Raw genomic sequence first — 12,990 nt, forward strand, 5'->3', positions numbered from 1 at the left:
AACGCTTCGGCAGGTTCTACAATATTGTGAAATTTGTAAGCTGGCGTTGTCTTTTGCACTTTGTTACATTAACTTTTGCACTTGGTGCGTTTTAAAAGTTGCGGCAGCTTTGGCACTATATCGCATAGCAGAAAATAAGAAAAGCAACATTTTCGGCACTTTATTTTCATTTTAGAATTGCAATCTATTTGGCACAGTCGATATTTTAAAAATTGTCAAAATTTCCGCGACACTATGACAAAGCCGCCGCCCCTTACATTATTAGACAAAATAAACAAAAGGTCGTCTGAAACCCGCGATACAGGCTTTCAGACGACCTTTCTTATTGCTTAAGAACGTTGAAACAGATTATTTGGCTGCTTCAGGTTGGCTGGCGGCTGCCGCTTTATCGCCTTCTTTAGCGAAGTATTTGGCGTGGATTTTGTCGTATTCGCCGCTGTCGCGTACTTTTTTCAGCGCTTCGTTCAGCATTTTGACGGTCGCTTCGTCGCCTTTGCGTGCGGCGATGCCGTAGTTTTCAATCGTGAAATCAGGCAGGGTGATGAAGTCCATGCTTTTGGTCGGGTTGTTTTTCACATAGTTGGCGATGACCGCGCTGTCGCTGACTACGGCATCGACGCCGCCGTTTTCCAGCTCTTTGATAACCAAAGGAACGCTCTCGAAGCGGGCGATTTTAGGATTGTCGTTGCCCAAGAGTTTGGAAACGGAGAAGTCGCCGGTTTGTCCGGTAACGACACCGACTTTCGCCATGTTTTTGAGGTCGTCTGAAGAGGCGACTTTTTTACCTTTGGGAACGAGGACGACTTGGGTGATTTCAAAATAAGGGTCGGTGAAATCCATGGACTGCTTGCGCTCGTCGGTAATGGTTACGCCGGAGATGACGATATCCGTATCGCCGTTTTTGAGCGCGGGGAAGAGGCTGTCCCAAGGCTGGTGTTTGAATTCGACTTTGAATCCGCCGGCTTTTGCCATCGCGTTCATCAAATCGACGTCGAAACCTTCAACGTTGCCGGCGGAATCCAATGATTCGAAAGGGGCGAATTCGGCGTTGGCGGCGACGCGGTACACTTTGTCGGCTTTAGGGGCTGACGAGGAAGCGTCTTTGCTTTGGCCGCCGCAGGCGGAGAGTGCCAGCGCGGAGCAGGCGAGGGCGGCTGCAATCCATTTTTTCATGTTCATGGGGAGGTTCCTTCTTTACGGATATTAATAAATAAACGGATAGTTTAACACGGTTTGGTAAAATCGCTACGCGTCAGTGGTCTTTTTCGCGGAAAAAAGCGTAGGTTACGTCATGGAAGAGGTCGGTATGCGGGCTGTCTTCGTAGTTCAATTCGGCGAGCGCGTCTTCAAAGGCAAGCTGGATGGACTCGACGGCTTCGTTTGCCATTTCGGACGGCAGCGAACGGATCAGGCCTTTGAGGGCGGTGGCGAGGACGTGGTTCTGCATACGCAAAACGTCGTTGGCTTCTTCCAAATATTCGAGGCGTTGTTCGATGCTGCTCATGATGTGTTCCTGGGAATCTGTTAAAATACCGCATTATAGCAAATCACGGCATTCGCTATGCGCGTGAAATGAAATGACACAACGGAAGAACGAAAGCTAAAAATGGATACGAATCGTCCCGATACGCCACAACAAACGGATGAAAGCCTAGATTGGGAAAGTCGCTTGGAAAAGCTGCGGCAAACCCGCCAATTGAACGCACCTTACACACACGCGCCTTTAGTGCGCGAATCTCAAGAGCCAGCACTCGAGCAGAAGCCCAAAGCCAAGTCGGTCAAGCTTGACGATGCCAACCGCGATGCCGTCTTGACGGAATATCTGCGCAAATGGCAGGAGGAACACAACGCCATGCTGGAGGAAGACGCCGCTGAAACGGCGGAGACCGATGCGATGGTGATTTTGCAGGAAAACTGGCTGAACGCGCAGTCTTCGCTGCAAATGAGCGCGTCCGATCGGCAAATCGAGTCCACGCGCACGGTTTGGCTGAACCCGAAACGTAAAACGGTCGAATTTGACGCGCCCGCAAAAGCAGAGACAACGTCGTCTGAAAACGAAAATCCGCAGGTACAAGAGCAGGTTTCAGACGACCCCAAAGAAGAAACGGCGCCGATTACCGTCCATATCAACGTATTAAACCCGCAGGTCATCAACCGCAGGGAAGTGTTCTGCATTTCCGAGCAAGACCTGAGCGAGCGTTTGATCAAACGCCTGCGCCCGCACGTCGCCGACGCCGTCAACGGCATGATACGCACCGCCGTGCAGAAACAAATGGCGTTGTTTACCTACCAGCTCCAACAAACCCTCAGCGAACAGGCGCCCGATTTGGTGGAACAGCTTTTGGATTACAACGTGAAAAAAATCCTGAACGACATCAAATACGAAATGAAATACAGTCAGGGAAACAAAAAAGCGTGATCACGCCGCCGCTTCAGGTATCGGACTGAAAATGCTGATTTTTCCGCCGGTTTTGTATATAATGGCGGCTCACGTTATCGTGATTTAACTCCTTTCAAATAATTTATGCCCGATGAACCGTCGGGCATTTTTTTGGGCGTGGATTTTATGAACAAAAACAAATGGATTTGGATACTGATTGTTGCCGCCGTGGTAGTCGGTTATCAAAAAATGCAGCAGGGGCGGCAAGGTCAGGCAGCGGATGCCGTACCAACCCAAACGCAGCCCCAAACCCAAGCGGGAAAACGCCAATCCGGGCAGCCCCAGCCTGAACAGTCTAAATCCAAAAAGCCTCAACCGAAGCAGCCGAAGTCCGAACACCAAGCAGGGCAGGGCAGCGCGGAACAAATATTACAGCAAGCCTTTGAAAACCAACAGAGCGATATTCAAGTGAAAGGCGAAGGTGCCGTTCTCAAAACGCTGCCCGACGACAACCAAGGCACGCGCCATCAGCGTTTTATCTTGAAGCTGTCGAGCGGGCAAACGCTTTTAGTGGCGCACAACATCGACCTCGCCGACAAAATCAAAGGCTTGAAAAAAGGCGATAAAGTCGGCTTCTACGGCGAATACGAATGGTCGGAGCAGGGCGGCGTCCTCCATTGGACGCACCACGACCCCGCAGGCCGCCATGCCGACGGCTGGCTGGAACACGACGGGCAGATTTATCAATAAAGCTTGGAACGATTGCAAAAGGTCGTCTGAAAAACGTTTTCAGACGACCTTTTTGTATGGTTCAAATTGTCTCTTATTTCTTCGCTGCCCTTCTCGCGCGGAGGACTTCGACCACGCCCGGCAGGATAGAAATCACGATAATCGCCACCATCACCAATGCCAGATTGTTTTTGACAACCGGAATATTGGCGAAGAAATAGCCGGCATAGGAAAACGACAAGACCCACAATACCGCGCCGATGATGTTGTAGCGGATGAAAGTGCCGTAGTGCATGCTGCCCATGCCTGCGACAAACGGGGCGAACGTCCGCACAATCGGGACGAAGCGGGCGATGATGATGGTTTTGCCGCCGTGTTTTTCGTAGAATGCGTGGGTTTTCTCCAGATACGACTGGCGGAAGATTTTGGAATCGGGGTTGGCAAAGAGTTTGCGCCCGAAAAACTTGCCAATCATGAAGTTGGCGGCATCGCCCAAAATCGCGGCAGCCAAAAGCAGCGCGACCATGATATGAATATTCATGCTGCCGACCGCGGCAATCCCGCCCGCGGCAAACAGCAGCGAATCGCCCGGCAGAAACGGCGTAACCACCAAGCCGGTTTCGCAGAAAATAATCAAAAACAACACTGCGTAAATCCATACGCCGTATTGCGCGGAAATCTCAACCAAATGCTGGTCGATGTGGAGGATAAAATCAATAAGGGTCGAAATCACGAGATTTTCCTGAAATAAAAAAGACAGGGGTCGTCTGAAAACAGACGCGTTGCCAAATGTCCGCCATTGTATATGAAACCCATGACGCGCGCCCCTTTTTCAGACGACCCCGCGCCTTGATACGCGCTGACAAAACAACGTACAATAAACCCGATTCCAACCCATCCGGTATGCCTTTGTGAACCAGCTTATTTTCGACTTCGCCGAACGCGGCTATCCCGGTTTCGACAAATTCCTCGGAACGGAAAATGCCGAACTGGTCTATGTGTTACAGCATAAACACGACCCGTTTATCTACGTCTGGGGCGAAGAAGGCGCGGGCAAAAGCCACCTGCTGCGCGCATGGGTCGCCCAAGCGCTCGACGCAGGGAAAAAAGCCGTCTATATCGACGCTGCCGCCACGCCCCTGACCGAAGCCGCCTTTGAAGCCGAATACCTCGCCATCGACCAAATCGAAAAACTGGGCAACGAAGAACAAGCCCTCCTGTTTGCCGTATTCAACCGCTTCCGCAACAGCGGCAAAGGCTTTCTGCTGTTAAGCTCCGAACACACGCCCCAACAGCTCGTCATCCGCGAAGACTTGCGTACCCGCATGGCGTACTGCCTCGTTTACGAAGTCAAACCCCTGACCGACCAAGAAAAAATCGACGCGCTCGTCAGCATGGCGGCAGCACGCCAAGTCACCATAGATCCCGAAATCTTCGAATACCTGCTCAACCACTGGCGGCGCGACATGGACAGCCTGATGCAGATGCTCGACACGCTGGACAACTACGCCGTTACCATGGGCAAACGCATCACCCTGCCGCTTCTGCGCCAGCTTTTGAAACAACAGGAAACCCAATGAAAAACCTCGCCATCTTCGACCTCGACAACACCCTCATCAACACCGACTCCGACCACTCTTGGCCGCAATACCTCATCAAAAAAGGGCTGGTTGACGCTGCCGAAACCGAAGCGCAAAACGAAAAATTCTACCGCGACTACCAAAACGGCTGCCTCGACATCGACGCCTTCCTCAAATTCCACCTTGCCCCGCTTGCCCGTTACAGCAAAGAAGAGCTGGCGGAATTTCATCGCGAATTTATGGCAGAGTTCATCACGCCCCACATCTCGCCCATGCAGCGTATGCTGGTGCAGAGCCACCAAATGTCCGGCGACGAAACCCTCGTCATCTCCTCGACCAACGAGTTCATCATCACCCCCATCTGCCACTTTTTCGGCATCACCAACATCATCGGCACCCAACTCGAAACCGGTGCCGACGGCCGCTACACCGGCAACTACATCGGCACGCCCAGCCTCAAAGAAGGCAAAATCACCCGCCTGAACCAATGGCTCGCCGAACGCGGCGAAACGCTCGAAAGCTATGGCAAAACCTATTTTTACAGCGACTCCAAAAACGACCTGCCGCTGCTGCGCCTCGTCAACGAACCCGTCGCCGTCAATCCCGATGCCGAGCTGGAACAAGAAGCCAAAGCAAAAGGTTGGCCGATATTGAACTTCAAATAATCAAAACCGCTCCCGTCGCCCAAACGGGCGCAATCCCGTAGCATGGGCTTCTCCTACGAAAACAAAAGGTCGTCTGAAAATAGCACAAGCCGTAGCGTGGGCTTTGCCCACGAAAAGTAAAAGGTCGTCTGAAAACAAACAAAACAAATCCCTCTAAAAGCTCTACAAATCGACAAATAAGGAAAACACCCATGTCCATCCGCGCCATCATCCACGCCCTGCTGCTTGCCTTCGTCCTACCCGCAACCGCGCAAACCGTCAACCCGGCAGAATACGCCCCCGCATCCGAAAATCCCGCACAACCCATCAAACCCGTCAAACTTTCCATCTTGGTTTCTCCCGAAGGCAAAGCCGTAGAAGTCAGCATCCTCGAATCCAGCGGTTATGAAGGACTCGACGAAACAGCCGTGGCAACCGCCAAAAAAGACAAATACGATGCCGCCGGATACTGGGTGAAATATAAAGGAACCATCGAGTTTAAAAACCAATAGGCCGTCTGAAATGTCCACGTTCAAACCCGTCATCGTTACCACCACCGCCCCGACCCGCGAAGAAGCCGAAAAAATCGGCAGCCTGCTTTTGGACAAGCAACTCGCCGCCTGCGTGCAATACGAAGCCATCACCAGCCAATACCTTTGGAACGGCGAAATCTGTCGCGACGACGAAATCCGCATCACCATCAAAACCTCGCGCCACTGCTACCGCGAAATCCAAAAAACCATCATCGCCAACCACAGCTACGAATGCCCGCAAATCCTGATGCAAAACGTATCGCGCGGATACGCCCCCTATTTGCGCTGGCTGAAGCAGTGTCTGGGTTTATAAAACAGTCGTTCCACTCGAGGTCGTCTGAAAAACGCCCAAGCATCATTATGAATTTACAGGGAAGTCCACTATAATGACGGCTTTTGATTTTCAGACGACCTTATAGTGGATTAACTTTCAACCAGTACGGCGTTGCCTCGCCTTGCCGTACTATCTGTACTGTCTGCGGCTTCGTCGCCTTGTCCTGATTTAAATTTAATCCACTATACGTCTGCATCCGCAATCCCAAACCAAAAGGAAACCCATGTTCCGCACCATGCTCGGCGGCAAGATACACCGCGCCACCGTTACCGAAGCCAACCTCAACTACGTTGGCAGCATCACCATAGACCAAGACCTGCTCGACGCCGCAGGCATCCTCGTCAACGAAAAAGTCGCCATCGTCAACAACAACAACGGCGAACGCTTTGAAACCTACACCATCCCGGGCGAACGCGGCAGCGGCGTCGTCTGTCTCAACGGCGCCGCCGCACGGCTCGTCCAAAAAGGCGACATCGTGATCATCATGTCCTACGTCATGCTGTCCGAACCCGAAATTGCCGCGCACGAACCCAAAGTCGTCCTCGTAGACGAACACAACAAAATCCGCGACATCCTCTCCTACGAGCCGCCGCACACCGTCCTATAAAACACAAAGGTCGTCTGAAACCGCAAAATCCGCTTTCAGACGACCTTTCAGCCATTTTCAGACGACCTTCGAGAAAGCCCCATCATCATGAACATCCGCATCAACAACCTCACCGTCGGTAACGACCTTCCCTTTACCCTGTTCGGCGGCATCAACGTACTGGAAGACCTCGATTCCACCCTCAAAGCCTGCGAAAAATACGTCAAAGTAACCGACAAACTCGGCATTCCCTACGTCTTCAAAGCCTCCTTCGATAAAGCCAACCGCTCCTCCATCCACTCCTTCCGCGGCGTCGGCTTGGACGAAGGCATGAAAATCTTCCAAGCCGTCAAACGCGAGTTTAACGTGCCCGTCATCACCGACGTCCACGAACCCTACCAATGCGCCCCCGTCGCCGAAGTCTGCGACGTCATCCAACTGCCCGCCTTCCTCGCCCGCCAAACCGACCTCGTCGTCGCCATGGCAAAAACCGGCAACGTCATCAACATCAAAAAACCCCAGTTCCTCAGCCCTTCGCAGATGAAAAACATCGTTGAAAAATTCCAAGAAGCGGGCAACGGACAAATCATCCTGTGCGAACGCGGCGCCAACTTCGGCTACGATAACCTCGTCGTCGATATGCTCGGCTTCGGCGTCATGAAAAAAACCTGCGGCGGCCTGCCCGTCATCTTCGACGTAACCCACTCCCTGCAAACCCGCGAATCCGGTGCGGCCGCATCCGGCGGACGGCGCGCGCAAGTGCTGGACTTGGCACTCGCCGGCATGGCAACCCGCCTCGCAGGCCTCTTCCTCGAATCACACCCCAACCCCGACCAAGCCAAATGCGACGGCCCCAGCGCCCTGACACTTGCCCAACTGGAAGACTTCCTGACCCGCGTCAAAGCCGTGGACGAAACCGTCAAATCCTTCGCGCCTATGGACATCCGTTAACACAGTATGGCAAACGAAAGGTCGTCTGAAAACCCGGATTCAAGGTTTTCAGACGACCTTTCGTTTTTATATTTGATGCCAAAGGAAATGCCCCTTGAAACCGAAGAATTTCAAGGGGCTGATGATGTTCTCCAGAACAGTAGTTCTAAAGTACAGAGCATTGCGACACGATGTATTTTCATACATCCTTCGAGGTCTTATTGTAGCAACGTTTCTCATTTCGCAGTGCAACAATATGCTGCGGATTCTAGCGGGCACAGTAACTGAAGTCAACTATTTCATTTGCATGTTAATGCTTTTTTCAGATATATTGCTGTTGTTGTTTATGAAATTGCGGAGAAACAAATGACTGCTTTTAAACCCAATCCACTGAATTACATCCTCGGTCTCGACATCGGTATTGCATCCGTCGGTTGGGCAATGGTGGAAATTGATGATAAAGAAAATCCGGTTCGCCTGATTGATTTGGGCGTGCGTGTTTTTGAGCGTGCGGAAGTGCCGAAAACAGGAGACTCACTGGCCGCGGCAAGGCGTTCGGCACGCAGTCTTCGCCGACTCATCCGCCGCCGCGCCCACCGTCTGCTTCGAACGCGCCGTCTGTTGAAGCACGAAGGCGTTTTAAAACCCGAAGATTTTGATGAAAACGGCTTTATCAAATTATTACCGAATACACCTTGGCAACTTCGTGCGGCCGCATTAGACCGCAGGTTGGCACCTTTGGAGTGGGCAGCGGTTTTGCTGCATTTGGTCAAACATCGCGGCTATTTATCGCAACGGAAAAATGAAGGCGAAACTGCCGACAAGGAGCTTGGCGCTTTGCTCAAAGGCGTAGCCGACAATACCCTCGCTTTACAGGCAGGCGATTTTCGCACTCCGGCCGAATTGGCTTTGAATAAATTTGAAAAAGAAAGCGGTCATATCCGTAACCAGCGCGGAGATTATTCGCATACGTTCAGCCGCAAAGATTTACAAGCGGAACTGGTTTTGCTGTTTGAAAAACAAAAAGAATTCGGCAATCCGTATGTTTCAGACGACCTCAAAAACGGTATTGAAAACCTGCTGATGACGCAACGTCCTGCCCTATCCGGCGATGCCATTCAAAAAATGTTAGGACATTGCACCTTCGAGCCGGCAGAACCGAAAGCAGCCAAAAACACCTACACCGCCGAACGTTTTATCTGGCTGACCAAACTGAACAATCTGCGTATTTTAAATCAAGGAAACGAACGTCCGCTGACTGATGCCGAACGTACCACGCTTATGGACGAACCATACAAAAAGTCCAAGCTGACCTATGCCCAAGCCCGCAAACTGCTGGGCTTGAACGATACGGCATTCTTCAAAGGCTTGCATTACGGCAAAGACAATGCCGAATCCGCAACACTGATGGAAATGAAGGCTTACCACGCCATCAGCCGCGCGCTAGAAAAAGAGGGTTTGAAAGACAAGAAATCTCCTTTGAGCCTTTCTCCCGAATTACAGGATGAAATCGGCACAGCATTTTCCCTCTTTAAAACTGATGAGGATATTTCAGGTCGTCTGAAAGGCTGCTTGCAATCTGAAATCTTGGATGCGCTGTTGAAACACATCAGCTTCGACAAGTTCATCCAAATTTCTTTGAAAGCATTGCGCCGAATTGTGCCGTTGATGGAACAAGGCAAACGTTACGATGAGGCCTGCGCCGAAATCTACGGGGATCACTATGGCAGGAAAAATTCGGAGGAAACGCTTTATCTGCCGCCGATTCCCGCCGACGAAATCCGTAATCCTGTCGTCCTGCGCGCCTTATCTCAAGCAAGGAAAGTCATTAACGGCGTCGTACGACGTTACGGTTCGCCGGCACGCATCCACATCGAAACGGCGCGGGAAGTGGGTAAATCGTTCAAAGATCGCAAAAAAATTGAGAAACGTCAGGAAGAAAACCGCAAAGACAGGGAAAAAGCCGCTGCCAAATTCCGAGAATATTTACCCAATTTTGTCGGCGAACCCAAATCCAAAGATATTCTGAAACTGCGCCTGTACGAGCAACAGCACGGAAAATGCCTGTATTCAGGCAAGGTAATCGATATACGTCGTCTGAACGAAAAAGGCTATGTTGAAATTGACCATGCTCTGCCGTTTTCACGTACATGGGATGACAGTTTCAACAATAAAGTGCTAGTGTTGGGCAGCGAAAACCAAAACAAAGGCAACCGAACACCTTATGAATATTTTAACGGCAAAGACAACAGCCGCGAATGGCTGGAATTTAAAGCGCGCGTAGAAACCAGCCGTTTTCCTCACAGTAAAAAGCAACGGGTTCTACTGCAAAAATTCGATGAAGAAGGATTTAAAGAACGCAACTTGAACGATACGCGCTACGTCAACCGTTTCCTATGTCAATTTGTTGCCGACCATATGCAACTGACCGGAAAAGGAAAAAGACGTGTATTTGCCTCCAACGGACAAATTACCAATTTATTGCGCGGTTTTTGGGGATTACACAAAGTACGTGCGGAAAACGACCGCCATCATGCTTTGGACGCAGTTGTCGTTGCCTGTTCGACCGTTGCCATGCAGCAGAGAATTACCCGTTTTGTACGTTACAAAGAAATGAACGCGTTTGACGGTAAAACTGTGGATAAAGAGACGGGCGAAGTGCTGCATCAAAAAACACACTTCCCGCAACCTTGGGAATTTTTCACGCAGGAAGTTATGATTCGCGTCTTTGGCAAACCAGACGGCGAACCCGAATTTGAGGAAGCCGATACCCCCGAAAAACTGCGCGCGCTGCTTGCTGAAAAAGTGTCTTCGCGCCCCAAAGCCGTACACGAATACGTCACCCCGCTGTTTGTTTCGCGCGCGCCCAATCGGAAGATGAGCGGGCAAGGTCATATGGAAACCGTCAAATCCGCCAAACGGCTAAATGAAGGTATCAGCGTATTGCGCGTACCGCTGACTCAGTTAAAACTGAAAGACTTGGAAAAAATGGTCAATCGGGAACGCGAACCTAAACTATACGAAGCGCTGAAAGCACGATTGGAAGCACATAAAGACGATCCCACCAAAGCCTTTGTCGAGCCGTTTTACAAACATGATAAAGCAGGTAACCCAACTCAGCAGGTAAAAGCCGTACGCATAGAGCAAGTGCAGAAAACCGGCGTATGGGTGCGCAATCAAAACGGCATCGCCGATAATGCGACTATGGTACGGGTAGATGTGTTTGAAAAAGCTGGCAAATATTATTTGGTGCCGATTTACAGTTGGCAGGTGGCGAAAGGGATTTTGCCAGATAAGGCGATAATTGCCTTTAAAGACGAAGAGGAGTGGCAACTTATTGATGACAGTTTCAACTTCAAATTCCCATTACATCCTAATGATTTAGTTGAGGTAATAACTAAAAAAGCTAGAATATTTGGTTACTTTGCTAGCTGTCATCGAGGTACAGGTAATATTAATATCCGTATCCACGATCTGGATAATAAAGTCGGGAAAAATGGAATTCTGGAAGGCATCGGCGTCAAAACCGCCCTTTCATTCCAAAAATACCAAATTGATGAACTCGGCAAAGAAATCAGACCATGTCGTCTGAAAAAACGTCCGCCTGTCCGTTAAATAAACTTATCCCTGTTTCAGACGACCTGAAGCAGGGATTTTTCGTCGCACAAACACAAAGGAGAAAACACATGACATGGCGCAGCCTGCTTATCCAAAACAGCGGCAAACTGTCGCTGCACCGCGAACAAATGCTGATTCGTCAAAACGGAGAATCTTATACCGTCCCCTTGGAAGACATCGCCGTCATCGTTGTCGAGCATCGGGAAACACTGATTACCGCTCCGCTTTTATCGGCATTGGCAGAATACGGAACCACTCTGCTGACTTGCGACGAACAATTCCTACCCTGCGGCCAATGGCTGCCTTACTCGCAATACCACCGCCAATTAAAAACCCTCAAACTGCAACTGAATATCAGCGAACCCTTAAAAAAGCAACTTTGGCAACATATCGTCCGCCGAAAAATCCTCAACCAAGCATTTGTTGCCGACGAAACAGGCAATGACATTGCGGCTAAACGGCTACGCGCATTGGCTGCCGAAGTTCGCTCCGGCGATACAGGGAACCGCGAAGCTCAAGCCGCCGCCCTCTATTTTCAAGCCGTGTTTGGAGAAAAATTTACCCGCAACGACAACAATGCCGTCAATGCCAGTCTGAATTACGCCTACGCCGTGATTCGGGCCGCCGTTGCCCGATCCCTTGCCTTATATGGTTGGTTGCCCGCACTGGGACTGTTTCATAAAAGCGAACTCAATCCCTTCAATCTTGCCGACGACTTTATCGAACCATTGCGCCCGCTTGTTGACCTGACCATACTGAATCTGAAAGAGCAAGGTCGTCTGAAAAGCGAATTAACACCGCAAACCAAACAAGCCTTGATCAGAGTCCTGCACTCCCAAGTCGGCATCGAACAGCAGACCTTCAGCACACTAGCAGCCATAGACAAAATGATTGCCTCATTCCAGCCGAGCATCGTCGCAAAAAACGCCAGGCTGCTGAAACTGCCCGAAATCCTGCCTTTGAAAGAATATCAATATGAGTGAGGCAAAGTTTATGCGGATTATCGTCTTTTTCGACCTGCCGGTTACCACCGTCTCCAAACGCAAAGCCGCCAACCAATTCCGACATTTCCTATTGAAAGACGGCTATCAAATGCTGCAACTTTCCGTGTACAGCCGGATTGTCAAAGGCAGAGATGCGTTGCAGAAACACCACAACAGACTATGCGCCAACCTGCCGCAAGAAGGCTCGATACGCTGTTTGGAAGTAACGGAAAAGCAGTTTGCCGCCATGAAACTGCTTTTAGGTGAACTCAAAACCCAAGAAAAAAAGGTCAATTCAGACCAATTATTGCTGTTCTAGTCTCCGTTTTTTAGACAAAAGAAAGCGGGGAATCCTTATAAAATAAGGATTCCCCGCTGAGATATTGTAGCACTGCGAAATGAGAAAGGGAGCTACAACACCGCGCCCGTTATTAATGCCGAAGGGAAAATTGTAGCACTGCGAAATGAGAAAGGGAGCTACAACAATTGGGAGGCGTTTCAGCAGTTGCAGAAAATTGTAGCACTGCGAAATGAGAAAGGGAGCTACAACATAGACGCTTCAGGACGGCATAATCCTGCTATTGTAGCACTGCGAAATGAGAAAGGGAGCTACAACCCACCGACACATCTAATGCTTCAGCAATTTATTGTAGCACTGCGAAATGAGAAAGGG

General features: G+C 50.4%; 14 protein-coding genes. 11 read left to right on the top strand and 3 right to left on the bottom strand.

Translation table 11 applies throughout. The features are described 5' to 3' along the window. Window positions 1-348: 348 nt before the first annotated feature. Together HMPREF2907_RS08715 and HMPREF2907_RS08720 are read right to left on the bottom strand one after the other, a co-directional pair. Window positions 349-1,179, bottom strand: coding sequence for a basic amino acid ABC transporter substrate-binding protein (locus tag HMPREF2907_RS08715; protein ID WP_045072373.1), 831 nt, complete (start codon window positions 1,177-1,179; stop codon window positions 349-351). Window positions 1,180-1,252: 73 nt separating this feature from the next. Beyond that, entirely contained in the window at window positions 1,253-1,504 is a 252-nt protein-coding gene (locus HMPREF2907_RS08720; protein ID WP_070602826.1) for an NGO1151 family protein, read from the bottom strand. Window positions 1,505-1,606: 102 nt separating this feature from the next. Between HMPREF2907_RS08720 and HMPREF2907_RS08725 the strand changes: the two genes are divergently transcribed. Both HMPREF2907_RS08725 and HMPREF2907_RS08730 read left to right on the top strand, forming a co-directional pair. Beyond that, the gene (locus tag HMPREF2907_RS08725; RefSeq protein WP_070682192.1) at window positions 1,607-2,419 is read left to right on the top strand and encodes a hypothetical protein; all 813 of its coding nucleotides are present in this window, start codon (window positions 1,607-1,609) and stop codon (window positions 2,417-2,419) included. A gap of 105 nt (window positions 2,420-2,524) precedes the next feature. Then, window positions 2,525-3,130 carry a DUF3465 domain-containing protein gene (locus HMPREF2907_RS08730; protein WP_070682195.1) on the top strand — a complete coding sequence of 202 codons (606 nt, stop codon included), beginning with the start codon at window positions 2,525-2,527 and terminating at the stop codon, window positions 3,128-3,130. A 73-nt stretch (window positions 3,131-3,203) separates the two neighbouring features. Here HMPREF2907_RS08730 and HMPREF2907_RS08735 read toward each other — a convergent pair whose 3' ends face one another. Beyond that, entirely contained in the window at window positions 3,204-3,842 is a 639-nt protein-coding gene (locus HMPREF2907_RS08735) for a DedA family protein (RefSeq protein WP_070682197.1), read from the bottom strand. A 178-nt stretch (window positions 3,843-4,020) separates the two neighbouring features. Here HMPREF2907_RS08735 and hda point away from each other — a divergent pair, with 178 nt between their 5' ends. The 9 genes from hda (at window position 4,021) to cas2 (ending at window position 12,636) form a co-directional block, all read left to right on the top strand. Continuing rightward, on the top strand, window positions 4,021-4,689 hold the full coding sequence (hda, locus tag HMPREF2907_RS08740; protein WP_003763115.1) for a DnaA regulatory inactivator Hda: 669 nt from the start codon (window positions 4,021-4,023) through the stop codon (window positions 4,687-4,689). After that, window positions 4,686-5,354 carry a histidinol-phosphatase gene (locus tag HMPREF2907_RS08745; protein ID WP_070682200.1) on the top strand — a complete coding sequence of 223 codons (669 nt, stop codon included), beginning with the start codon at window positions 4,686-4,688 and terminating at the stop codon, window positions 5,352-5,354. The genes hda and HMPREF2907_RS08745 overlap by 4 nt, the downstream gene beginning before the upstream one ends. A 191-nt stretch (window positions 5,355-5,545) precedes the next feature. Beyond that, window positions 5,546-5,845: a TonB family protein gene (locus HMPREF2907_RS08750; protein WP_070682203.1), complete on the top strand. Its 300-nt coding sequence runs from the start codon at window positions 5,546-5,548 to the stop codon at window positions 5,843-5,845. Between the two features lie 10 nt (window positions 5,846-5,855). Then, window positions 5,856-6,179 carry a divalent-cation tolerance protein CutA gene (gene cutA, locus HMPREF2907_RS08755; protein ID WP_070682206.1) on the top strand — a complete coding sequence of 108 codons (324 nt, stop codon included), beginning with the start codon at window positions 5,856-5,858 and terminating at the stop codon, window positions 6,177-6,179. 244 nt (window positions 6,180-6,423) lie between these two features. After that, window positions 6,424-6,807 (top strand): aspartate 1-decarboxylase, encoded by a 384-nt coding sequence (panD, locus tag HMPREF2907_RS08760; RefSeq protein WP_070682209.1) that lies wholly within the window; start codon window positions 6,424-6,426, stop codon window positions 6,805-6,807. An 87-nt stretch (window positions 6,808-6,894) separates the two neighbouring features. After that, a complete protein-coding gene (gene kdsA, locus HMPREF2907_RS08765) occupies window positions 6,895-7,737 on the top strand; it encodes a 3-deoxy-8-phosphooctulonate synthase (RefSeq protein ID WP_070682212.1) in 843 nt (280 codons plus the stop codon). Window positions 7,738-8,082: 345 nt separating this feature from the next. Next, complete coding sequence (gene cas9, locus HMPREF2907_RS08775) at window positions 8,083-11,331, top strand: type II CRISPR RNA-guided endonuclease Cas9 (protein ID WP_070682218.1); 3,249 nt, start codon at window positions 8,083-8,085, stop codon at window positions 11,329-11,331. 71 nt (window positions 11,332-11,402) lie between these two features. Further along, entirely contained in the window at window positions 11,403-12,317 is a 915-nt protein-coding gene (gene cas1, locus HMPREF2907_RS08780) for a type II CRISPR-associated endonuclease Cas1 (protein ID WP_070682221.1), read from the top strand. After that, entirely contained in the window at window positions 12,310-12,636 is a 327-nt protein-coding gene (gene cas2 / locus HMPREF2907_RS08785) for a CRISPR-associated endonuclease Cas2 (RefSeq protein WP_070682224.1), read from the top strand. Before cas1 ends, cas2 begins: the two co-directional genes overlap by 8 nt. Window positions 12,637-12,990: the final 354 nt, after the last annotated feature.

This window comes from Neisseria sp. HMSC055H02 (genome assembly GCF_001813335.1).
Lineage (GTDB): Bacteria > Pseudomonadota > Gammaproteobacteria > Burkholderiales > Neisseriaceae > Neisseria > Neisseria sicca_C.

What these genes read in the sequence shown, in the direction of transcription:
- HMPREF2907_RS08715 (WP_045072373.1), bottom strand. Translation starts at nt 1,179, where the DNA reads ATGAACATGAAAAAATGGATTGCAGCCGCCCTCGCCTGCTCCGCGCTG.
- HMPREF2907_RS08720 (WP_070602826.1), bottom strand. Translation starts at nt 1,504, where the DNA reads ATGAGCAGCATCGAACAACGCCTCGAATATTTGGAAGAAGCCAACGAC.
- HMPREF2907_RS08725 (WP_070682192.1), top strand. Translation starts at nt 1,607, where the DNA reads ATGGATACGAATCGTCCCGATACGCCACAACAAACGGATGAAAGCCTA.
- HMPREF2907_RS08730 (WP_070682195.1), top strand. Translation starts at nt 2,525, where the DNA reads ATGCCCGATGAACCGTCGGGCATTTTTTTGGGCGTGGATTTTATGAAC.
- HMPREF2907_RS08745 (WP_070682200.1), top strand. Translation starts at nt 4,686, where the DNA reads ATGAAAAACCTCGCCATCTTCGACCTCGACAACACCCTCATCAACACC.
- HMPREF2907_RS08750 (WP_070682203.1), top strand. Translation starts at nt 5,546, where the DNA reads ATGTCCATCCGCGCCATCATCCACGCCCTGCTGCTTGCCTTCGTCCTA.
- cutA (WP_070682206.1), top strand. Translation starts at nt 5,856, where the DNA reads ATGTCCACGTTCAAACCCGTCATCGTTACCACCACCGCCCCGACCCGC.
- panD (WP_070682209.1), top strand. Translation starts at nt 6,424, where the DNA reads ATGTTCCGCACCATGCTCGGCGGCAAGATACACCGCGCCACCGTTACC.
- kdsA (WP_070682212.1), top strand. Translation starts at nt 6,895, where the DNA reads ATGAACATCCGCATCAACAACCTCACCGTCGGTAACGACCTTCCCTTT.
- cas9 (WP_070682218.1), top strand. Translation starts at nt 8,083, where the DNA reads ATGACTGCTTTTAAACCCAATCCACTGAATTACATCCTCGGTCTCGAC.
- cas1 (WP_070682221.1), top strand. Translation starts at nt 11,403, where the DNA reads ATGACATGGCGCAGCCTGCTTATCCAAAACAGCGGCAAACTGTCGCTG.
- cas2 (WP_070682224.1), top strand. Translation starts at nt 12,310, where the DNA reads ATGAGTGAGGCAAAGTTTATGCGGATTATCGTCTTTTTCGACCTGCCG.